We start from the raw sequence: 23,216 nt of genomic DNA, 5'->3' as shown, positions 1-23,216 counted from the left end.
TTCCAGCAAAGATAAATAACAAAAAATACTATACTACTAAGGCTACGGAAATTAAAGGCAATAAACTACGATAATAGCTAAATAGTTACATTGCTTTTTAGTAACGTGCGACAACTTTTAAGGAGGAATAAATAATGATAGAAACACTGGTTAAAAGTATTTTTATCGATGGAAAATGGCAAACCGCTGAATCGGATCAAACGGAAACAGTTTATAATCCCGCTACAATGGATGCTATTGCAGATGTTTCCTATGGTGGAAAAGCTGAAACAAAAAAAGCTATAGATGCTGCACACAAAGCGTTTTCCAGTTGGAGTGACTTGACCGGGCGTGAGCGATCCAAAATTTTATATAAGGCTCATGAAATAATGTTGGAAGAAACTGATCGACTTGCAAAAATTCTAACAACTGAACAAGGAAAACCACTAAAAGAGGCAGCAGGTGAGATTAAAAGTGCCGCCAGTTTTTTATTATGGTATGCAGAAGAGGCAAGCAGAAGCTATGGAGAATGGCTTCCGTCTTCTATAAAATCAAAACGGATGCTAGTTATTCCGCAACCGGTGGGAGTAGTCGGAGCCATAACACCTTGGAATTTCCCAGCGTCTATGATTACCCGAAAAATCGCCCCAGCCCTAGCAGCAGGATGTACGGTAGTTTTAAAGCCTGCACCGGAAACACCATTATCTGCAATTGAGATTATAAAAATACTAGAACGTGCCGGATTGCCCAATGGTGTTGTGAATTTGGTAACAGGAGATGCTGAAGCGATTGGTACTACACTGCTGACAAGTAAAAATGTTCGTCTAATAACATTTACTGGTTCCACAAAGGTCGGAAAGTATTTAATGCGGGAAAGTGCAAATCATGTGAAAAAATTATCACTTGAGCTTGGCGGGCACGCGCCAATCATCGTTTTTGACGATGCAGACCTGGAAAAAGCTGCCGCAATGTCGTTAGCAAGCAAATTTAGAAACAATGGGCAAACGTGTATTTGTGCAAATAGATTATATGTCCATGAATCAGTTCAGGAAAAGTTCACCAAATTACTTATAGAAAAAGTAAGGGAACTAAAGGTAGGATATGGCCTTGATGCGGATACAGATCTTGGTCCTCTCATCAATCAACAAGCATCACAAAAGGTACAGACACACCTCGATGATGCTGTAGAAAAAGGTGCCCGAATTGTCTATGGCGGGAAACGCTTGAATGGTGATTTAAATGGCTACTTTTATCATCCTACCGTCCTATCCGAAATCACGGACGATATGCTTGTCATGAATGAGGAAACGTTTGGACCAGTCATTCCAATCCAGCCATTTTCCGATGAAGATTCCGTAATTAATAAGGCTAACGATACGGATTATGGATTGGCCGCATATATTTTCACCGAAAACACTAGCCGCGCAATACGTGTTTCTGAAAAATTAGAATATGGAATAGTTGGTGTAAATGATGTGTTCCCTGCTGTTGCAGAAGCACCATTTGGCGGGATCAAGCAGTCTGGTATCGGTAAAGAAGGCGGACATTACGGAATGCATGAATTTCTTGAAATGAAGTTTGTTTCTATGGGAATTTAATTCTAAAAAGTAATCCCCACCGGAAAATACGCATGGTGGGGATTCAATATTTTTTTGAACTTGTGTATTGTTCATATTGTTTAAACAAATCTTTCAAGGCAGATTCGATCGCGTTTCCAGCCTTACCTAAATAATGCTCTTTTACTTCCTGAACCGGTTTTTCAATACCTTCCTGAAGACTGTGGCCACGGAGTAATTGCTGGACATATTCCCGCCCATGAACGGTTGCTAATGTGCAGCTTGCTGTTACAATTACGCCATACTTTTTATCAATTTCTGCAGTAATGGTTAATGTGTCGTAAATACTCTTTGCTGCCATTCCTGATGGTAATCTGGCATGTCCTGCTATAAAAACCGTATTCATTCTGTAATCCCCCCAAGAATTGCTTAAAGTTTAGCACCACGATACCCCAGTTTTTCAGAGACTGCACGTGCTGTATTTTTTGTTTCATTCTTAATGAATGTAAGGTTGTCGTCCTCAAAATGACTCGATAACCCACTAACAGTTAAGGCTGCGATTACACGACCCTGATAATCATAGATTGGATAAGAGATTCCAGTAGTATCGGCATCCTGTTCTCCTATACTATAAGCATATCCCTCTTGGCGAATTTTCGCTAGTTCTTTCTTTAAAGCCTTTTTATCTATTGGTCTATGATTACCAAGAAAATATAGCTCTCCATCACCTATAATAGCTTCTTGCTTGTCCCTGGGCATAAAAGCAAGAAGCATTTTAGGACCTGATCCAATATATAGTGGCGAGCTTTTACCAATTCTTGTATATAACCGAAGTGCTCTGCTGCTTTCAACTTTTTCGATGTACGTGGCTTCATCCTGATTTACAATAACTAAGTGGATCACTTCATTAATCTCTTGAGCCAAATCTTCCATAAACGGCAAGGCAATTCCTCTTAGCTCCAGCTGGTCTGAAACGATCTGTCCCAATTCCAATAATTTCAAACCAAGGCGATAGCGGCTATCATGCTCATTTTCCTTTGTTTTGTTCAAAAAAGCGGCTGATTCCAGTGCAGATAATAGCCTATATGCTGTTGGTTTAGGCAGATTGGCTCTTTGGGAAATTTCTTTTAATGTTAATTCCGGATTATCCTCCGTAAATAAATCTAGTAATTTTAGTGCCTTCATAACACTCTGATTCATGGTCGTGATAACTCCTTAAACTTAGGGCTAGATTATTGTTATACATAAGACGTAAACTGCGACGTAAATTTTGCATTTTACGTTGCTCATTGACCCCACAGCCCGTATACACTACGCTTTCCGTGGGCGGCTGATGAGCCTCCTCACGCTGACGCGCTCCGGGGTCTCACCGATGCCTCATCTCCCACAGGAGTCTCCGTGTATACGGGCTGCTAGCAGGTATGAATATGCTTTTTTATTTCCTCATCCCTATAAACGTATGAAGTTATAAAATATCACATTAGTGTATTTCCGAAACGGTAGTCTAAGCATTTCATTACGTCGCATTTTACGGAAAATGCGAATTAAAATGCTCCTAATTATACGAAAAGTGCTGTCTTAAAAAAAGCCTCCCTCTGCCAAACAGAGGGATGGCTAATTATATATTCACATGCGTTTTCGCTAGATTATTAGATTCAACTATTTTAACACCGCGTTTTTCCATTTCCGTTATATAGGTGTCTCCTTGAACAATTTGCTCAGGTGGATAAACACCCCTTTTTGTAATTGTACCATTTCCGATCATTTGCGCAACTACTGAAATCGTGTTGGCCGTTGCACGTGCCATTGCAGTAACATTTGTTCCCCTATCCTTATACGTTGTCATTTCATATTCGTATGTCACAGGTTTCCCATCTTTTTTACCAGATACCAGAATTCTAAGCAGTACAGCATCATCTTTATCCTTTAAATCGACAATAGGATCGAGTACCTTTAGAAATACCTCGCGCGGGTTAATCATTTGTCCATTTAATTCAACTTCATAATCCATTCGAGTCAGATTTAAATCTACTAGAAGCTTAAACTTTTCTGCGTGTCCTGGATATCGAATTGTCTTATACTCTAACGTTTCTAAATCTGGATATGAAATCGATAAGGTTGACGTACCTCCGGATGTATGAAATGCTTCCAATGGCCCAAACCTTTCAAAATAAATCGGCTCCACCTCTGATAAAGAAGGAATTTCCTGTTTTATTCCATTTCTAACAATTAACGAAGGATCTGTGTAATGGTCAAAAACACCTTCCATAGAAAAAACATGGTTATATTCAAATGGTGGATCTGGTCTGACCGGAATACCACCAACATACAATTTAATTGATTCTAATTTATCCAGTTTACGAGCACCATGGCCAGACAAAATATTAATCATGCCAGGTGCAACACCTAAATCAGGAATCAACGTAACACCAGCATTTTTTGCCTCTTCCTGCAATGCCAATACTTTATCTGTCATATGACCAATATGTCCACCTAAATCAACCGAATTCACACCAACCTTAATTGCGGTTTTAGCAACAACTTCATTAAAGGAATAAAACAATGCATTGATAATAACGTCGAATTGCATCATATAGTTTGCTAATTCATCTTCATCACTTGCATTTACTTGATAGGCTCTTAGTTTGGGAGAATTCAATTGATCACAAACTAATTGAGCCCGATCTATATCAATATCTGCTAATCCGACAGATGCAACTCCTTCACTCGCAACTAAATCGCGTGCAGCTTCTTTCCCCATTAATCCTGAGCCTAAAACACCAATTTTCATTCAATCCACTCCTTGTATGAAATTCGTATTTGTTTAACTATGCGTGGACAAGCAGTATTGGGAGCGAAAGCAACAGATGAACGCTAAACCCTTGCATTCTTCGGCCATTTGCTTACGCGTCCACCCCCAACCGGTCGCCTCCGCTTTTCTCTGTCTAGCTACGGCTCCCAGGGGTTACCGTCGTAAGCAATGGGCACTTCGAACGCTAAACCCTTGCGTTCTTCGGCCCCTTGCTTACGCGTCCACCCCCAACCGGTCGCCTCCGCTTTTCTTCATTATTCTACGTCGATTTGTGCGCGTTGGAGTTTTCCGCTGTAGTCTACATAAACTGCTTTCCATTCGGTAAATACATCAAGTGCGGCTACTCCGGAATCACGATGGCCATTACCTGTCCCTTTTGTTCCACCAAATGGCAGGTGTATTTCCGCACCTGATGTTCCTGCATTTACATAAACAATCCCTGTATCAAGATCACGCTGTGCTTTAAATACCCGATTTACATCACCAGTGAAAATGGAACTTGATAATCCGTACGTCACACCATTGTTTACCTCAATTGCTTCTTCAAAGCTTTTTACTGGAATAAGCGATACAACTGGTCCGAATATTTCCTCTTGACCAATTCTCATGTCTTCTGTCACATCAGTAAATAATGTTGGGGCAAAATAATTACCTTCTGCATGTGCACCTTCATCCATTACATAACCGCCTGCAAGCATTTTCGCACCTTCATTTTTTCCAATTTCGATATAAGACTTAATTTTTTCAAGCCCGGATTTATTAATAATTGGACCAACTTTAATCGTTTCATCCAATCCATTACCAATAGTCAACCCTTCCATTGCCACAAGTAAACGCTCTTCCAGCCTTTCCTTAACAGCTTCATGCACGATCACGCGGCTGCATGCTGTACAGCGCTGTCCACTAGTCCCAAATGCACTCCATAGGATACCTTCTACAGCCAAATCCAGATCAGCATCGTCCATTACAATAACAGCATTTTTACCACCCATTTCAAGGGAAACCTTTTTCAGCTGCTGGCCACACTTACCAGCGATATTCCGTCCAGTATCATTTGAACCTGTAAACGAAATAACTCGAATATCATCATGTTCTACCATTGCGTCACCAACCGTCGATCCAGAACCAAATACAACATTGATAACACCTTTAGGCAGGCCAGCCTCTTCGAAAATCTTCGCCAGCTCATAAGCCATGATTGGAGTTTCTGTTGCCGGCTTCCACACAACAGCATTTCCTGCAACAATTGCCGGGAATGACTTCCATGTAGCAATGGCAATTGGGAAATTCCATGGTGTAATAATACCAACTACTCCAACTGGTGCCCGGACACTCATCGCAAATTTATCTTTTAACTCTGATGGCGTTGTTTGACCGAATAAACGACGGCCCTCCCCTGCCATGTAAAAGGCCATATCAATACCTTCCTGAACTTCTCCGCGAGCTTCCTCGATGACTTTACCGTTTTCCATAGTCAATAGCTGAGAAAGCTTTTCTTTCCGTTCCTTCAACAGGGTCCCTACACGGAATAACACTTCAGCTCGTTGAGGCGCTGGTACTAATGCCCACTCCTTTTGTGCCCTCTTTGCAGCAGCTACAGCTTCGTTTACACTTTCAGCACCTGATAACGGAACCTCAACAACTGTTTCACCAGTCGCCGGATTTATCACTGCAGTTGTTTTACCGCCAGATTCACCCCATACTCCGTTAATAAAATTTGTAAGTTGTTTTACCTCAAGTAATGTTTCAGCCATCTAAATTACCTCCTAAAAATTTTTCTATTTAAAAGTGTTATACGCTATTTTTTAGAACGATTACGAATTTGCCCAATTGTAGATGAAACAGAAATTTGTTCCTTTTCTGTAATAATCTCAATTACAGTTGGCTTTTGACTTTCCAGAGCGTGATCAAGAGCATTCTCAAATTCACTCACTGTTTTTACAGCAAATCCATCTGCACCTAGACTATTTGCAAACTTGGCGAACGAAACAGTTCCTAAATCCGTCGCCATAACTTTCCCAGGATAGTGTATCTCCTGGTGCATTCGGATGGTTCCATACATGTTATTATTAAATACAAGACTTATGACAGGAATGTTATTTCTAACTGCAGTTTCAAGTTCCTGTGCGGTCATCATAAAGCCACCATCACCGGATAGCGAAACGACCTGCTTATCGGGAAAAGCAAGCTTTGCTCCAAGTGCTGCTGGCATACCGTAACCCATTGCACCCGAAGTTGGCCCTACATAAGTATGTGATTCAGTAAAAGGGTAAAATGCATGCAGCCAACCAGCGAAATTCCCAGCGTCGTTAGTTAATAATGCATTCTTCGGTAATTTACGTTCGAGCATTGCAATAATATGCTTATTAATAGCATCGTCATCTGTAACAGTCAGCCGGCTAATGGATTCATATACACTTCGGCGCTCCTTTACCCAAGCATTCCAGGATGGGGTTACATTAATATCAATTAAACTTTTTAATGCTTGATTAAGGTCAGCAACGATTCCGATTTCCGGTGCATATACTTTTCCAATTGACGCATAATCAATGTCAATGTGAACGAGTCTTTTGGCTGAATCAATAATGCTATAGTCTTGCGTTGTTACTTCTGACAACCTAGTACCAAAAGCTAAAATAACATCAGCTTCCCCAACCGTTTGTAATACTTTTTTATTTAATCCAAGACCAAGATGGCCAACATATAATGGATGGTCATTCGGGAACACATCATGCCTGCGAAAAGCGGCTGCTACTGGAATTCGGTATTTTTCGGCAAAGGCTAAAAGTGCATCCTCCGCCTCTGCGCTTTTCACTCCGCCTCCAGCAATAATTAACGGATGCTGTACTTCCATTAATACAGATTCTATTCTTTTTATTTCATCGTTTGACGGAGCAGGAGCTGGTTTAATTGTGTGAGGGCCAAAGTACATATTCGCTTCAACCGGAAGTACATCCTCAGGAAGCGATACAACCACAGGGCCCGGTCTACCGGTTTGAGCAATTCGGAATGCCCGTTGGACAATCTCAGGCATTCGTTCAGGATCTTTTACTTCAACTGCCCATTTTGCAATGTGCTGGAAATACCGTTCTAAATCAACTTCCTGAAATCCCTCTCTCCCCCTAAATTTGCTATGTACCTGACCTAAAAATACGACCATTGGCGTTGAATCCTGATAGGCTGTATGAACGCCAATCGAAAGGTTTGCAGCACCTACTCCCCTAGTTGCCAAAACAACTCCAGGCTTTAGCGAGGATTTCGCATAACCTTCTGCCATGAATGCAGCCCCACCTTCATGTCTAGCTGAGATAACAGTAATGGAATCCTCATCGTAAAGAGCATCTAAAACCGGTAAATAACTTTCACCCGGCACGCAAAAAACATTAGTTATTCCTTCTATTTTCATGCATTCAACAATTGCATGTGCACCCGTTAATATTCTAGTTTCAGAAGATAGTTTCATTTCCACTAGTTCGTCACCTCCTTCAAATCCATCGCTTTTATTCTTTTGGCTACCTCATCCAAGCGATCACTTTTTACAGATAAGGAAATACGAATGAACCCTTCCCCTGATTTGCCAAATGCAGAACCTGGCGTAACAATGATTCCAGCCTCATCTAACATTTTGTTGGAAAATGACAATGAAGAAAATCCTTTAGGAACACGTGCCCAAAGGAAAATAGTACCTTTTGGCTTCTCCGAATAAATACCAGCCTCATTTAAGGCAGTGTGCAGTTTTTCCATGCGCTCCTCGTATACTTTATTATTTGCCACAACTGCGGAGAAATCGCTTCTTAATGCAGCAGCAGCGGCTTTTTGAATAGGAAGAAATTGACTAGTATCAATATTGCTTTTTAACGTAGACAGCGCCCGGATTATTTCTTTGTTGCCAACAATATAGCCAATACGCCACCCAGTCATGTTGAAACTTTTGGACAAAGAACCGAATTCCACCGCTACATCTTTTGCATTTGGTGCCTGCATAACACTTGGAGCTTTATAGCCATCAAATGTAACAAGATCGTATGCAGCATCATGGGCAAGAACAATATTATATTGTTCCGCCATTGTAATCGCTTCCAAAAAAGTATTAAGATGAACTGTTGCCGATGTTGGATTGCTCGGATAGTTTAAAAACATTAGTTTAGCCTTTTCTAATGCCTCATCCGATACTTCATTGTAAAGCGGTATATATCCATTTTCAGTATCAAGCGGAAGACGAACACTTTCCCCACCAGCCAAATGAACGCCGTTGCGATACACTGGGTATCCTGGATCAGGCACAAGTACTGAATCCCCCGGGTTAATAACTGCCTGAATAAGATTGGCGATACCTTCTTTAGAGCCTATTAAGGTGAGTACCTCTGTATTTGGATCTAGATCAACATTATAGTGACTTTTATAAAATTCAGCTACTGCCTCCCTGAATTCCAGACATCCACTATAGTTTGAGTAGCGATGGTTTGCAGACTTTTTCGCCTCCTCCGCTAACTTTTCAATTACAAAATTCGGTGCTGGAAGATCAGGTGCCCCAATTCCGAGATCGATTACATCTACACCGTTTGCTTCAAGTGCCTTTTTCTTTTTCTGAAACTCAGCAAATAAATATGGCGGCAAGCTCTTAATCTTATCAGAAGCGAAAGTCATCTCCACACCCCATTTCATTTAATGAAACGCTATTTCATATATGTAATACTAGTGTAAATTACTATTTATAAATTTGCAACTGTTTATAATTTACAGATAATAAATAGTGAAAAATGCTCATTTAGCGGGCAAACCATTAATCAATTTAACCTCCATCTTATTTTACTGATATCCCAAACATACAAATTATTCCATAATCACATCGTACAATGTAAGTGTATTACTATCTATTCCAAGTATTCTATATCTATTTCAGAAATCCTTTTTATACAGAAAAACAGTATCGAATTCTGGAATAAATACTATTCTTCAACACTTTGACACTATTGAATTAGAATTATATAGTTTAGATAAACAAAAATTGCGAGGTGTTATTTCTATGAATACAGAAAAAACCTATGCTGCTTATTTAGATCAGCAAGATGACTTAAAAAGCTTTCGGGATGAATTTTATATACCTAATAATACTATTTATTTTGATGGGAATTCACTAGGATTGCTATCAAAAAGAGCTGAACAATCAGTAGAATCAATACTAAATTCATGGAAACGATATGCTATTGATGGCTGGTCTGAAGGTGCACAGCCGTGGTACTACCTCTCAGAAAAATTAGGATCCATGTCTTGTGAACTTGTTGGCGCTGAACCTGAAGAGGTAGTTGTGACGGGTTCAACCACAACCAACCTGCATCAGCTAGTCGCGAGTTTCTATAACCCTGAGGGCAGAAAAACGAAAATACTTGCGGATGAATTAAATTTCCCCTCGGATATTTATGCCTTAAAAAGCCAGCTAAAATTAAAAGGCTATGATACTAGTCATTTAATTCAAGTAAAAAGTCAAGACGGTAACACATTAAACACACAGTCTATCATAGCAGCAATGACGGACGATGTTGCATTGATTGTATTGCCAAGTGTGCTTTACCGCAGTGGACAGATATTAGATATGAAAACATTAACATATGAAGCACATAAACGCGGAATAATAATCGGATTTGATTTATGCCACTCCATCGGTTCCATTCCCCATCATCTATCCGAATGGGGCGTTGATTTCGCCTTTTGGTGCAATTACAAACACCTAAATGGAGGACCGGGAAGTGTGGCAAGTCTATATGTAAATAAAAAACATTTCGGAAATGAACCAGGACTTGCTGGATGGTTCAGTTCAGATAAAGAAAAACAATTTGATATGGAACATACATTAACACCAGCACAAAATGCCGGTGCATACCAAATAGGCACACCCCATCTTTTAAGTTCTGCACCACTGCTTGGGACACTGGAATTATTTCAAGAAGCTGGTATCAAACGGGTTCGTGAAAAATCACTTCGCTTAACGAATTATCTTATGGAATTAATAGAAGCTGAACTTTCCGGGTATGGATTTACTATTGCTAATCCTAAAGATGATGCAGCACGAGGCGGACATGTTTTTCTCGAACATAAGGAAGCGGCTAGAATTTGCAAAGCACTTAAAACAGATGGTGTCATTCCGGATTTCCGTACACCGAATGGCATTCGTTTAGCACCTGTAGCCTTATACAATACGTTTCGGGAAGTATGGCAAACAGTAAAGATTTTAAAAACCATTATGGTTGAAGAACGTTATAATAAATTTGAAAATAAGCGTGGTGTTATTGCATAATGTCTGAAAATAAATGGATTGATATTACACAACCACTTACGAACGATATTGCCCATTGGCCGGGAGACACACCATTTTCATTTGAATTAGCCTGTACGAAAAAAGAAACCGGATCGGTTAACATCGGACAAATCACATCAAGCGTTCATATGGGGACTCACGTTGATGCGCCCTTCCATTTTGATGATAACGGTACGACAATAGATCAATTGGATGTGAATATATACATTGGGAAAGCAGCTGTTATCGATGTAAGTCATGTCACTAATATCACACCTAAGCTATTAGAAGGCTACAAATGGGAAGATGATGTCACACGTATCTTGCTGCGTACTTCCCTGCCGAATAATCCTAAGCGCTTCCCAAAAGAATTGCCAGTGTTAGATCCTGCAATCGCACCTTTCCTGCAACAAAAAGAAATTAAATTATTAGGTGTAGACATGCCTTCCGTTGATGCACCTGACAGCAATGAATTAGCTACCCATCATGCACTGCATGACAATGGTATATACATTTTGGAAAATATCATGTTGGACCATATATCTGCTGGCCATTATGAACTTATCGCTTTGCCGCTTGCCATTCAGGGTGCAGATGGCAGTCCTGTAAGAGCGGTGATTAGACGTATTGAAAAATAATAATCCATAAATCTGTACCTACCCGACTACGCTTTACCTAAAAGGAGACTTAAGATGACAGAATCAAATAAAACATTCCAATCAGAAAAAGGGATTCATACAAATTTTTTAGAGAAAATGACTTATGGCGATTATCTGCAGCTTGATACATTATTAACAAGTCAAAAACGTTTATCAGATCATCATGATGAAATGCTGTTCATCATTATCCATCAAGTCAGTGAACTTTGGCTGAAATTAATCATCCATGAAACAAAAGCAGCAGTGTCGGCAATAAAGCGTGATGACCTGCAAGCATCGTTTAAAATGCTTGCGCGTTTATCAAAAATTCAATCGCAAATTATTCAGGCGTGGGACGTTCTTTCAACGATGACACCGGCTGAGTACATGGAATTCCGTGATAAACTGGGCAATGCGTCAGGTTTTCAATCGTATCAATACCGCTTGGTTGAATTTGTTCTTGGCTATAAAACACCATTTATTCTAAAAATATATCAGAAGAATCCGGAGGTACATGCCGTTTTACAAGAGGCATATTATGCTCCTGGCTTATACGATGTTGCAATTCAAGCGCTTGCCCGTAAAGGATTTGATATTAACGAAGATGTGCTGAATCGTGATTTTTCAAAAACATATGAAATGGATACTTCTGTTGAACAAGCATGGTTAGAAGTATACCAGGATGTTCATACCCACTGGGAGCTGTATCAGTTAGCGGAAAAACTTGTCGATATCGAAGACTGGTTCCAGCAGTGGCGCTTCCGCCATATGAAAACGGTGGAACGAATTATTGGACACAAAACTGGAACCGGCGGGTCATCAGGTGTCGGTTATTTGAAAAAAGTTCTGGATCATTATTTCTTTCCTGAATTATGGGAGATACGGACAAAACTGTAGTATCCATCTAAAGTGCACACTATACGTAATTATTTGTACTTCTGTAGTTTCGGTAAAAGGCGGCGTATTTATGATGCATCTCTGGCCCCAAGCCTCTTGAATAAAATGGAATTTATTAACCCAACATTCAATAGTAAATAGTTTTTACCATCATATGGTCCGGGACAGTATACCTGTCCCGGACTTGCACTGTATAGCTTAATAGTGGTATTTTTATAAATAAACCATTCACAACAACTAGGGAGGCAATTATGCAGAAAAAAACAGATCAATGGTCATCTAAGCTTGGTTTTATTTTATCTTCTGCCGGGGCCGCAATCGGTCTTGGGGCAATATGGAAGTTTCCATATATGACTGGAATGAATGGTGGAGGAGCCTTTTTCCTATTATTTATTGGATTTACCATTATAATCGGTTTACCTTTATTAATTGCAGAATTTATTATCGGGAGAGGTGCACAAAAGGAGGCTGTCAGTGCCTATAAAGCCTTGGCACCCAAGAGCAGCTGGCCAATCGTCGGACAATTAGGGGTCTTTGGTGCGTTTGTTCTAATGTCGTTTTATAGTGTTGTAGGTGGATGGGTACTTATTTACAGTGCCATGTCTATTCCCGGTTTAATTATCAAGGATTCAGCTAATTATGAACAGTTATTCGCTACAATTACTGGTAACCCGGGAATTACAATTTTAGGACACGCTTTATTTATGATAATTAATATAGTTGTTATTTCATTTGGAATTAAAAACGGGATTGAAAAAGCAAGTAAATTATTAATGCCATTATTATTTGTATTTTTTATCATTTTGGTTATCCGCTCTGTTACGTTTGATGGAGCAATGGAGGGTTTAGCTTTCTTTCTGCAGCCTGACTTCTCAAAAGTCACAGGAGAAAGTGTGCTTTATGCACTTGGACAGTCATTCTTTTCACTTGCTGTTGGAATATCCGTAATGGTCACGTATAGTTCCTATTTGAAAAAAGATGTTAGCCTGCCAATGTCTGCAGGATCCGTTTCAATCATGAACATTTTTGTATCACTATTAGCTGGGTTAGCAATTTTCCCAATCGTCTTTTCATTTGGGCTTGAACCTGCGGAGGGACCGGGATTATTATTCATGGTGTTGCCGGAAGCATTTGCACAAATGCCATTCGGCGAACTATTTTTAAGTCTATTTCTGCTGCTGTTTTTATTTGCAGTTTTAACATCATCATTTAGCATGCTGGAAATTATCACTTCTGCATTCACTGTTAAAAAGGATCGTTCACGTACTAAAATAGCATGGATTGCAGGGATAATTGTTTTTATAGCAGGAATACCTGCCGCATTATCATCAAGCTCTTTAGCAAATTTCAAGCTATTTGGGCTTACCGTTTTTGACGCAAGTGATTTTCTTGTCAGTAATATTATTCTTCCAGTTGGGTGCTTATTGATTGCAATCTTTATTGGATTTAGAATGGATAAAACACTTGTAAAACAGGAATTTTCGAATGGCCACAGCCTATCTAACGGAACATATCAATTATGGTTTCAATTAATACGCTGGCTAGTGCCCATTACGATTATAATTGTATTCCTAGGATCATTAGGAATTATTTAATTAAAAAAGATGCTGGAACTTAGTCAAAGAAAAATCCGAACCATGAATTCTTCAATTAGAATTTGTATTAGTTCGGATTTTTCTTTTTGGATTTTCGTAATCCTTACTGCCAATTATCAGTAAGTGACGTTCAAAACCTCCTATCCTGCAATCGTTCGTCTTTTTAGCCAAACGTCTTCATTTATGCACCAGCACCTTTTTAATTCGCTTATAATACGTTAAATAAGGGTAAAGTAATAGTATTGATTAAAACGAGGAGTGGAAATGATGCCTAAAAAAATTCTTATTGTTGGCGGAGTTGGTGGTGGTTCAACAGTCGCCTCACAAATTCGCAGACTTGATCAGGATTCCAAAATTATTCTATTTGAAAAGGGGGAACATATAGCTTTTTCCAATTGCGGTATGCCTTATTTTATAGGTAAAACTGTTAAAGAAAGAGAAGATTTATTACGAGACGCGGATAGTTTTGCAAAAAAATATCAAGTGGAAGTACGAATTAATACCAAAGTAACTGATATTGACCGAACAACGAAACATGTTACATATGAAACCGGGGCAGAAACACATCAAGAATCCTATGACACCCTAATCCTATCTCCAGGTGCATCTGCATTTGTTCCCGAGATAAAAGGGCGAAACGAAAATAATTCCTTTACATTACGGACAATACCAGATATGGATAGAATAAATGCATTTATAAAAGATAAGAAACCACGTTCATGTGCAATTGTTGGCGGCGGATTCGTCGGATTGGAAATGGCGGAAAATGTTAAAAAACTGAATATGGATTGTGCAATTATTGATCGTTCGGAACATGTCATGAAATTAGTTGATAAAGATATGGCAGCAATTATTCAAGAGCATTTAGAAGCTAAAGGAGTCAATCTATTATTAAAGAATTCCCTTGATGCTTTTACAGATAATGGGGAAACACTGCAACTAAGTGACAACAAAAGTCTGCAGGCTGATATGACCATTCTTGCAATAGGCATTAAACCGAATACTAAGCTTGCAGATCAAGCCGGTCTTACAATTGGGAAAACCGGGGCAATAGTTGTAAATGAATACATGCAGACATCTGATCCTGACATTTATGCGCTGGGAGATGCAGCGGAAACGGCAGATTATTTAATTGATACACCAAGTAATGTAGCACTAGCATGGCCAGCTCATCGGCAAGCCTATATTATAGCAAATCATTTGGCGGATACAGCTGCACCATATGCAGGTACACTTGGCTCTTCTATTTTAAAGGTTTTTGATTTGACAGTAGCAATGACCGGGCATAATAGTGCTTCACTTACCGAAAAAGGTATTCCATTTCAAGAGGTGAGGCATGATGCGCTATCAAATGCAGGATACTTTCCTGGTGCTGAAAAAATTTCGATCAAATTATTATTTAAACCAGGAGATGGAAAAATCCTAGGTGCACAGATTATTGGAGAAAAAGGTGCAGACAAACGACTTGCGGTTATAGCTACAGCAATCAAAGGAAACTTAAGTGTGGCAGATTTAGCTGAATTAGAACTTGCCTACGCTCCACCTTATTCTTCACCGAAAGACCCACTGAATATAATTGGGTATAAAGCAGAATCGATGATAGAAAAACAGTCATAAAAGGCAAATGCCCCCAAACGGTTTAAATACCATTTGGGGGCTCTTTCTTTTTGTTTTATAAATCCTCTTCTGCACGATAGACAAGTGCATATTTAGATTCATCAAATAGTTCACTGGCATGAATGCGAACACCATGACCAAAGATTACCTCTTCATCAGTCATTGCTACAATCATTGACTTTATTCTGCTGACATTTTCAATATAGATATCTCCGACAGCCGGTTTCATTAGACTATCAGAGGCTAGATGTTTAGGCGATTCATCCTCAGTTAACTGCGCTTCTGACACCAAACTTTTATCATAGTAAGCAATATCCTGACTGTTCTCATTTTTACCTGGAACCATTACGACATATTCACTATGTTTAACCCCGTTGTCCCGAGTTGTTACTACATTTCCATCTTCTACACTGTCAACCTTCTCAATTTCATTAAGTGAATAATGGTCAAGAAAGTCCGGGGCAGGTTTAATAATTAAAATATAATCGCCAGGTTCAGGCCGTTTATCCTTATCAATCGTGTATCGTTTCCCATAAAAAATAAATGAATCCATGTGCTTTGGTCGATAAAGGGTAATATCACTTGCCTTTGTAAGTATTTGCTGCATGTCCTTAAGACGGTATAAATGGACAGACTTCTTAAACATCGGTTTTACTGAATAAACTTTATGAAGTTCGTTTTTGTAAAAAACAAATTGTCCTTTTCTAACTTGAAAAAGCTTCATAATATTGCCTCCTATACAAATCATTCAAACGTACCATATTACATATCTTTCCCTACTATTTTTCCTAATTATGCCTTAGTTTAAACATAAAAAACCGGGAATGCAATATGTACCTTCACATAGTTTACCCCAACTTTTACAAATTTGTCGCCTTTTTTAATTCTCCCGCAGCTATTTCGCTATTTTGAACCTTGCTAATAGCTGATATAACTGCAATCCCGTCTGCACCTGCCTGGATAATTTGTCGAGCATTTTTATTATTAATTCCTCCAATTGCTACGATGGGAATAGTTACTTTTTCTATAATCGTGCCTAATCCATGCATTCCAATTGGTGTCAAAGCATCTTCTTTTGTTTTTGTTTTAAAGATGGGGCCAACACCAATGTAATCTGCACCTTGCTTTTCAGCTAGGATTGCTTCTTCAACAGTAGAAACGGAAACACCTGCACATAAATGCTTTGGAATTCGCTTTTTAATATCCTTAATCGACTCATCTTTTTGTCCAATGTGAATACCATCGGCTTTAAAGGCAACAGCTAAATCAGTATCATCATTAACAATAAACGGAATATTATTTTCTCTGCAGACACTTCTTAATTGGATGCCTAAATCAAATTTCTCTGCACCTGTTTTGGCTGATATACCCTTTTCTCGAAATTGAAAAACTGTAATCCCGCCATTGATTGCATCCTGTAAAACATGGACAGGATTTGCAGCTGTATTATTGCTTCCCATAATAAAATATAATTGGAGGTCCTTTTTATCTATCATTGCTACCGACTCCTTTACAATTATATTCATGAAGTTTAGCTGATTGTTGAACTGCAGCTTCCGTTAGTCTGTATAATTCATCCATAAATATCGACAAGAAAGAACCTGGACCATTTGATTTTTCCGAAGCTAATTGCGCTGCCACACCATAACTGCTTACCGCTTGGATTGAAGCTTCATAATAGTCTTCTGTGACACTGCAGAATGCTCCAACAACAGCAGTTAACAAACAGCCTGTACCGGTGATGTTCGGAAGCATTGATGAACCATTATTACACAGGGTATAGTTACTGCCATCCGTTATGATGTCCGTTTTTCCGGTTGCTGTGACAATCGAATTATATTTTTTTGCAGCATATACAGCTATTTCAGGTTCTACCTTATCCATCAATGCATCTGCACCCTTCATACGTGCATCTGTTTCTCCTAAAAATGCTATTTCGCCAATATTTCCCCGAATTACTGTGATGTCCAATTCAGTCAAAATCTGCATAACGGCATCCGTCCGAAATTTTGTAGCACCGATAGCTACCGGGTCTAATATAACAGGAATTCCTTTTTCATTGGCCGCCATTCCTGCAATAAGCATTGCCTTTACTTGATCCTCTGTACACGTACCAATATTTAAAACTAAAGCATCTGCGTGTGATGCCATTTCTGCTGCCTCTTCTGGTGCGTTGGCCATTGCTGGGGATGCACCAAGCGCTAATAGCCCATTCGCTGAAAAATTCGCGACGACTATATTGGTAATGTTATGAATCAGTGGCTTTTGCTCTCTAATTTTTGCAAGATAATTCATCTGTAACATCTCCCCGTTCATATTCTGGCAGCCCTTGCAGTCGATGACCCCAGTGATTTGTGGGTCCGTTTCCCTTCCCAAGCTGCAAACTAAATTGAATTGCATCTGTAATAAATTTTTTAGCAATAGAAACAGATTCTTGTATAGAATGGCCTTTTGCAAGTTCAGCAGCAATCACTGCCGAGTAAGTGCACCCAGTGCCATGTGTATGTTTTGTTGCATATCGAATGGATGAAAATTCATGAAGAGAATTACCGTCATACAAAACATCGATTGGTACTTCACTAAAATGACCACCTTTTACAACGGCCGCTTTAGCACCTAGCTCTGTTACTATTTGTCTGGCAGCATTTTCTGAATCCTCAACTGAATTTATTTTTGTCTGCAGCAACACTTCAGCCTCCGGAATATTCGGTGTTACAATAGCAGCTAATCGAATCAGTTTATCGACAAGTGTTTGCTTAGCATTAGCATCCATTAAATGATCACCGCTTTTGGCTACCATAACTGGATCAATAACATACGGAATCGAATGGTTTTTAATAACCTTAGCTATCAGTTCCATCATTTCAGATGTAGCAATCATACCTGTTTTGATCACATCTGGAACAATATCTGACATTACGCAGTTCAATTGATCTGAAATAAACGGAATTGGCAAATGTTCTACACTTTTCACCCCCAACGTATTCTGGGCTACAACAGATGTTATAACGCTCATGCCAAATACTTCTCGTTCTTGAAATGTTTTTAAATCTGCTTGGATACCGGCACCCCCTGTTGGATCTGTTCCGGCAATCGAAAGTGCTGTTGGAATGGAATGTTTCATAGATGAAGAACTCCTCTCATTTTCATGAAAATCCAAAAGGAGCAGTGGTGAGTTTTTTTGTTTTTTAAAAGACAAAAAAACCACACCAGAAATTTGGAGTGGTTTATGTAGTCATGTAATGCTATAAAATACAACCGGTCTCCACTTTCCTACGCTAGTATGAGCTAGATCAGGTTCAAAGGGATCAAGGTATTCCTTATCTCAGCCAAAATGGCACCCCTAGTGGACTTTCATATTTAATTATACCTTTACTTAAACACGCATTGTTACGATTGTCAAATTAAGATGCTGATGCTATTCTTTTATTTTTCCAATACCCCAAGTATAAGATCGCAGCAGTAAGAGCTGCAATAATTGCATACATCACCAGACCATCACGAAGATTAAGGGCTTCAATAACGAACTCGTCCCCTGTGATCATCTCACCAGCAGTCCATGCGAGAATTCCTGCCCCAATGTAAGCAATCCAAGCATATTTATCAAGCGCACGAACAATTAATTTTGAACCAAAGATCATTATTGGTATACTTACCGCGACCCCAAGTGCAATCATACCGATATGTCCGTGTGCTGCACCTGCAACTGCCACCACATTGTCGAGACTCATGACTGCATCAGCCATAATAATTGTCAACACGGCCTTGCCAACAGTACCAGATGATTTAATATTCGTTTCTTCCTGGTCGTCAACGAGCACATGATACGCAATCCATAATAACAGCAGCCCGCCAATTAGATGGACGAATGGAATTTGTAATAAATATACAATTACAATAGCAAACAAGATACGCAGAATAACTGCTCCGCCAGTGCCTATAAAAATGGCTTTATTTTGCTGATGTTTTGGTAACCCTCTAGTGGCCATCGCTATCACAACAGCATTATCACCTGAAAGTACGATATCAATTGCTATGATTTTTAATAAAGCTATTAATGATTCTTGTGTGAATTCAAGTCCCAGCAATTCAGTTGCCACCCTTCTCTATGAAACGACTTTTATTATACTATTTTCGAATCAAAAGTAAAGAATATGCGTTTCAAAAGAGGTAGAGGCAAAGCTGGGATTAGAGGTATTTTTGTAGTGTTCTATGAAGCTAAACGGGGATATGGGATGAATCTTTAATGGGTTAATTCATCCCCATCACATTTTTGATTCGTTGTATATCTGTTTTGTTTTTCCAGGTTTCATCACGAAGAACTTCAAAATTAGCAAAAAAATCATCCATACGTCCTTTTATTGCTCCAAATTCATTTGCATTTGAAACTTTCATTCCGTCTATCTCCGCTTTTAAATACTCTTGGCCAGTAAGTATAGCTGATAAGACTTGACCATGATCTTTTAATTGGGAGTCATGATTATCTAATTTTTGCGTATGTTCCCCCAATATTTTCGAGTGTTCATTCAATATATTAGAGTGTTCATTCAATATTTTAGAGTGTTCATTTAATATTTTCGAGTGTTCATTCAGCATCTCAGAGTGCCCATTCAGTATTTCAGAGTGGTCGTCCTGCTTACTCATAATCTGCTCAAGCATACCGATTATTTTTTCTTCCATTTGCATAGCCATCACCTCCTTTTGAATACCATTAGTATAGCACAGAAACTTACGAACAAAATGTGACAAATTATCTGTTCACTCCGCTTTTTCGGTTACAGTTACCGTGCATTTTTATCCATATGAACAAAAGGCAATTCTGTATCCACTTCACCTAATATTCGCTTTGTCGTGATTTTTTCACCCTGTAACCACTTGGCAAAATCAAAAATGATCGGTTCACGGTTCCCCCCTAAGGCAAACCAGGCGTTAAGCTGCTTTGGAAAATAACCGGATGTATGTATCGTACCGGACCAATTTTGATATTGATTGGAAAAAACACCCCTGTCTTTATCATTTAACATACGGAAGGCTTGATACGCATCTGTTATGGTATCTTGCTGAGCCTGAATAGATTCCATCCGTTTATAGGAGTCATCTAAATGGTGACGGTTTTCATGCTTCAACAATTCAAAATGATTTGTACAAACGTTTGATCTACGTACTTCCACACTTCTTGGTGTTGCTTCTACCACAAACGTTTCTTCACAGGTATCCAGTACAATATAACTAAACGAGTGCCTGTGCGGGATTTCTTTTAGCATAGTAATTGCTTCACCAACTGTTGCACAGCTCTCCAAGACAATACGACCTATCATATTACAAATGAAACCATCCCCAGGCTTTTTCCGATGCATAAAGTTGTAGCCCAGTACAAGCCCCTTTTCATTCATGCCATCCATACGACCGGTAATGCGCTGTGAGGGACCGATAATTGCAAATCCTTGATCAGACGGCTGAAAAACCGTATAGCGTCCTTCGTATGTTTTAGGGTGATAATCATAATTGCGAATCATATAATCGGTTCCAGTGAAAATGGAACAGCCACTGCGTTTATACTCCAAACGATATCCGCCAAAATCCTGAAGCACATCCTCCATTGACCACTCCAATGCATCCCGCAAACCAATCAACTCATTCCAGATCCCCGGGGCATATGCTGTGATTGCATTCTTCACTTCATTTATGTCAATCGAGAAGCGTGGTCTTCTTATCCGCCATTGCTTCTTCCTGTTTTTAATTGTTAATGAATCTTTTAAAAGTTTCCCCTGTTTATATCCAAAATCATAATGTGTCCCTCTGAATTGAACGACATCACTATATATTTTCTTCAAACGTAACTTCCCCTTCCCTTTTCTTGCTGATTCAATTAATATTTTATAGCACTATTTACAAAAAAATGCGACGTTAACCTGAACAAGAATCCGCCAAGCTCAAGTGAACTCATAAAAACAAGATCATCCAAGATAATGAATATTAACAAGAACTTACCTTTTTAATTACAATCTTAATTGAAATTTCCACATAGTGAAACCATTTAGATTTATGGTACGTATTAAGAATGAACATTACAATTTAGGAGCTGAATTTATGACAGGAATTATATTAACAACAATCCTAGCGTTTATACTGTATTTTGTTTTAGCAGCAATAATTATTGTCAAAACGAAAAATAGCAAATCCACTTTAAAAACAGCCGTTGCTATTTTTATATTGCTATTTATTGCAGGTGGGGTTGCCAACTATATTTTACTAATCCCTATCACTATTCCAAATATGATAATTGCTAATCTGGTTATCGCTTTACTCGGTATTCTTATGTTATACGGAATTACTGCAATGAATTTGGAAAAAAAGAAAATGCCTGGTAACTATGAGGCAGCATTAGGATTAATTATTCTTTTAGGCATAATAGCAATCCCGGGAGTATTCATTTTAGGAATTACTACATTGGATAATACCTATGAATCTATTAATAAACAAGAGGTTGAAGAGGCAAAACCATTAAATAAGGACGATACGCCAATAACTGTTTCACCTGAATATGCACGTAACAAAGTACAGAAATCAATGAGTGTTGTACCGAATACACAATTTTACGATTTAGGTAAATTACAGGTGCAAAAAATTGATGGTAATATTGTTTTTGTAGCACCTGTTGAATTCACCGGTTTTTGGAAATATTTCCGCGGTAAAGAAACAGAAGGATATTTCACCATTTCCGCAACGGATGTTAATGCGCAGCCTGAATTCGTCGAAAGTAAAATGAAATATACAAATTCCAGTTATTTTAATCACAATATCGAACGGACCATTTACACAAAATATCCTAATTATATTCAAAGTGGTGAACCGCAAATTGAGGTTGACGAAAATGGCAAGCCTTGGTATGTACAAACGTTATATCAACCGATTGGATTAACAAACAAACCAGATATGGAAAGTATGCGTGTCGCTGTTGTCGACCCCGTAACAAGTGATACCAAATTAGTTGATATCGATGAAGCACCTGATTTTATTGATGGTTCATTAAGCTCTGAAATGGCAACCGACCAAAACGAATATTATGGTAAATATGTTCATGGATGGCTTAATTCTCTGTTTGGTAAAAAAGATGTAAAAATCCCAAATGAGTCGGGAACAGAAAGCAGTGTTACTCCAATATTTGATGAAAATGGTGATATGTACTACTTTACTGATATGGCTTCACCGAAGGAAAATATTGATTCCGCACTTGGCTATACGTTAATTAATGCCAGAACAGGTGAGCTGACCTACTATAATAGTAAAAAGAACACAGGAATTATGGACAGTAAAGGTGCAAAAGAGATCGTCAATAAAGAATTTCCAGAGAAGAAATGGGAAGGCTCCATGCCAATCCTATACAATATTGACGGCAATCCTACATGGGTTGTAAACGTTCTTGACCCAAATGGATTGTTTAAGAAATATGCTTACATTAAAGCTTCAGATGCTGACTTCGTTGTATTTGGAGATTCAGCAAGAGAAACCCTTGAAGCATATCGTTTACAGCTTGCACAGGATCCAAGCAATGTATCGGCTACTGGAGAATCTGAACTGGAAAAGGTAACTGGTGAAGTTAATCGTGCATTAGTCACGACACAAAAAAATGGGCAAGTCATTCAATTTTTGTTAAAAGGTGACAAAACTATTTATACTATTAACGCTGGAAAAGCGCCATTAGCCCTCTTCCTGCAGCCAGGTGACAAGGTAGAACTCGAAGCAAATATACGTGATAATGGAACAGGAATCGTTGAATCAATCTCTATCAGTGGTTTAACCGAATAAGCAAAATCGCCCTAAAAA

The 23,216-nt window shown here is 38.9% G+C and carries 20 protein-coding genes and 1 riboswitch; of the genes, 7 read left to right on the top strand and 13 right to left on the bottom strand.

What is annotated here, in order from left to right; genetic code table 11:
• The first annotated feature begins 134 nt into the window (after positions 1 to 134).
• Entirely contained in the window at positions 135 to 1,577 is a 1,443-nt protein-coding gene (locus IEV74_RS09690) for an NAD-dependent succinate-semialdehyde dehydrogenase (protein ID WP_188455176.1), read from the top strand.
• A gap of 43 nt (positions 1,578 to 1,620) precedes the next feature.
• Here the strand turns inward: IEV74_RS09690 and IEV74_RS09685 are convergent, their stop codons facing one another.
• The 6 genes from IEV74_RS09685 to IEV74_RS09660 form a co-directional block, all read right to left on the bottom strand.
• Positions 1,621 to 1,941 (bottom strand): DUF3870 domain-containing protein, encoded by a 321-nt coding sequence (locus IEV74_RS09685; RefSeq protein ID WP_188455175.1) that lies wholly within the window; start codon positions 1,939 to 1,941, stop codon positions 1,621 to 1,623.
• 23 nt (positions 1,942 to 1,964) lie between these two features.
• The gene (locus IEV74_RS09680) at positions 1,965 to 2,735 is read right to left on the bottom strand and encodes an IclR family transcriptional regulator (RefSeq protein ID WP_188455174.1); all 771 of its coding nucleotides are present in this window, start codon (positions 2,733 to 2,735) and stop codon (positions 1,965 to 1,967) included.
• A gap of 418 nt (positions 2,736 to 3,153) precedes the next feature.
• Positions 3,154 to 4,326, bottom strand: coding sequence for a saccharopine dehydrogenase family protein (locus tag IEV74_RS09675; protein WP_188455173.1), 1,173 nt, complete (start codon positions 4,324 to 4,326; stop codon positions 3,154 to 3,156).
• Between the two features lie 275 nt (positions 4,327 to 4,601).
• Complete coding sequence (locus tag IEV74_RS09670; RefSeq protein WP_188455172.1) at positions 4,602 to 6,101, bottom strand: aldehyde dehydrogenase family protein; 1,500 nt, start codon at positions 6,099 to 6,101, stop codon at positions 4,602 to 4,604.
• 44 nt (positions 6,102 to 6,145) lie between these two features.
• Entirely contained in the window at positions 6,146 to 7,810 is a 1,665-nt protein-coding gene (locus tag IEV74_RS09665) for a thiamine pyrophosphate-dependent enzyme (RefSeq protein ID WP_188455212.1), read from the bottom strand.
• Between the two features lie 5 nt (positions 7,811 to 7,815).
• Positions 7,816 to 8,994, bottom strand: coding sequence for an LL-diaminopimelate aminotransferase (locus IEV74_RS09660; protein WP_188455171.1), 1,179 nt, complete (start codon positions 8,992 to 8,994; stop codon positions 7,816 to 7,818).
• Between the two features lie 379 nt (positions 8,995 to 9,373).
• Here IEV74_RS09660 and kynU point away from each other — a divergent pair, with 379 nt between their 5' ends.
• From kynU to IEV74_RS09635, 5 genes are all read left to right on the top strand, one after another.
• Positions 9,374 to 10,642 (top strand): kynureninase, encoded by a 1,269-nt coding sequence (kynU, locus tag IEV74_RS09655; protein ID WP_188455170.1) that lies wholly within the window; start codon positions 9,374 to 9,376, stop codon positions 10,640 to 10,642.
• Positions 10,642 to 11,280, top strand: a complete 639-nt coding sequence (kynB, locus tag IEV74_RS09650) for an arylformamidase (RefSeq protein WP_188455169.1) — start codon at positions 10,642 to 10,644, stop codon at positions 11,278 to 11,280. Before kynU ends, kynB begins: the two co-directional genes overlap by 1 nt.
• 54 nt (positions 11,281 to 11,334) lie before the next feature.
• A complete protein-coding gene (kynA, locus tag IEV74_RS09645) occupies positions 11,335 to 12,177 on the top strand; it encodes a tryptophan 2,3-dioxygenase (protein ID WP_188455168.1) in 843 nt (280 codons plus the stop codon).
• Positions 12,178 to 12,428: 251 nt separating this feature from the next.
• Positions 12,429 to 13,772, top strand: a complete 1,344-nt coding sequence (locus IEV74_RS09640) for a sodium-dependent transporter (RefSeq protein ID WP_188455167.1) — start codon at positions 12,429 to 12,431, stop codon at positions 13,770 to 13,772.
• Positions 13,773 to 14,039: 267 nt separating this feature from the next.
• Positions 14,040 to 15,389 carry a CoA-disulfide reductase gene (locus IEV74_RS09635; protein ID WP_188455166.1) on the top strand — a complete coding sequence of 450 codons (1,350 nt, stop codon included), beginning with the start codon at positions 14,040 to 14,042 and terminating at the stop codon, positions 15,387 to 15,389.
• Positions 15,390 to 15,444: 55 nt separating this feature from the next.
• On the opposite strand, the gene IEV74_RS09630 is transcribed toward IEV74_RS09635, so the two are convergent.
• The 7 genes from IEV74_RS09630 to IEV74_RS09600 form a co-directional block, all read right to left on the bottom strand.
• The gene (locus tag IEV74_RS09630; protein WP_188455165.1) at positions 15,445 to 16,113 is read right to left on the bottom strand and encodes a hypothetical protein; all 669 of its coding nucleotides are present in this window, start codon (positions 16,111 to 16,113) and stop codon (positions 15,445 to 15,447) included.
• A 136-nt stretch (positions 16,114 to 16,249) separates the two neighbouring features.
• A complete protein-coding gene (gene thiE / locus IEV74_RS09625; RefSeq protein ID WP_373284327.1) occupies positions 16,250 to 16,885 on the bottom strand; it encodes a thiamine phosphate synthase in 636 nt (211 codons plus the stop codon).
• The gene (thiM, locus tag IEV74_RS09620; protein WP_188455163.1) at positions 16,875 to 17,684 is read right to left on the bottom strand and encodes a hydroxyethylthiazole kinase; all 810 of its coding nucleotides are present in this window, start codon (positions 17,682 to 17,684) and stop codon (positions 16,875 to 16,877) included. Before thiM ends, thiE begins: the two co-directional genes overlap by 11 nt.
• Positions 17,662 to 18,513 (bottom strand): bifunctional hydroxymethylpyrimidine kinase/phosphomethylpyrimidine kinase, encoded by an 852-nt coding sequence (gene thiD / locus IEV74_RS09615; protein ID WP_188455162.1) that lies wholly within the window; start codon positions 18,511 to 18,513, stop codon positions 17,662 to 17,664. Before thiD ends, thiM begins: the two co-directional genes overlap by 23 nt.
• Before the next feature lie 129 nt (positions 18,514 to 18,642).
• A riboswitch (TPP riboswitch) is annotated at positions 18,643 to 18,744 on the bottom strand.
• 49 nt (positions 18,745 to 18,793) lie between these two features.
• Entirely contained in the window at positions 18,794 to 19,477 is a 684-nt protein-coding gene (locus IEV74_RS09610; protein ID WP_188455161.1) for a TerC family protein, read from the bottom strand.
• A 163-nt stretch (positions 19,478 to 19,640) separates the two neighbouring features.
• On the bottom strand, positions 19,641 to 20,075 hold the full coding sequence (locus tag IEV74_RS09605; RefSeq protein WP_188455160.1) for a hypothetical protein: 435 nt from the start codon (positions 20,073 to 20,075) through the stop codon (positions 19,641 to 19,643).
• Between the two features lie 95 nt (positions 20,076 to 20,170).
• Positions 20,171 to 21,223, bottom strand: a complete 1,053-nt coding sequence (locus IEV74_RS09600; protein ID WP_188455159.1) for a C45 family autoproteolytic acyltransferase/hydrolase — start codon at positions 21,221 to 21,223, stop codon at positions 20,171 to 20,173.
• A 256-nt stretch (positions 21,224 to 21,479) separates the two neighbouring features.
• On the opposite strand from IEV74_RS09600, the gene IEV74_RS09595 reads away from it, so the two are divergent.
• Entirely contained in the window at positions 21,480 to 23,198 is a 1,719-nt protein-coding gene (locus IEV74_RS09595; protein WP_188455158.1) for a YIP1 family protein, read from the top strand.
• Positions 23,199 to 23,216 lie beyond the last annotated feature (18 nt).

Source organism: Virgibacillus oceani (assembly GCF_014638995.1).
Taxonomy (GTDB): Bacteria; Bacillota; Bacilli; order Bacillales; family Amphibacillaceae; genus Virgibacillus_E; species Virgibacillus_E oceani.
This window is presented reverse-complemented; position numbering and strand designations above follow the sequence as displayed.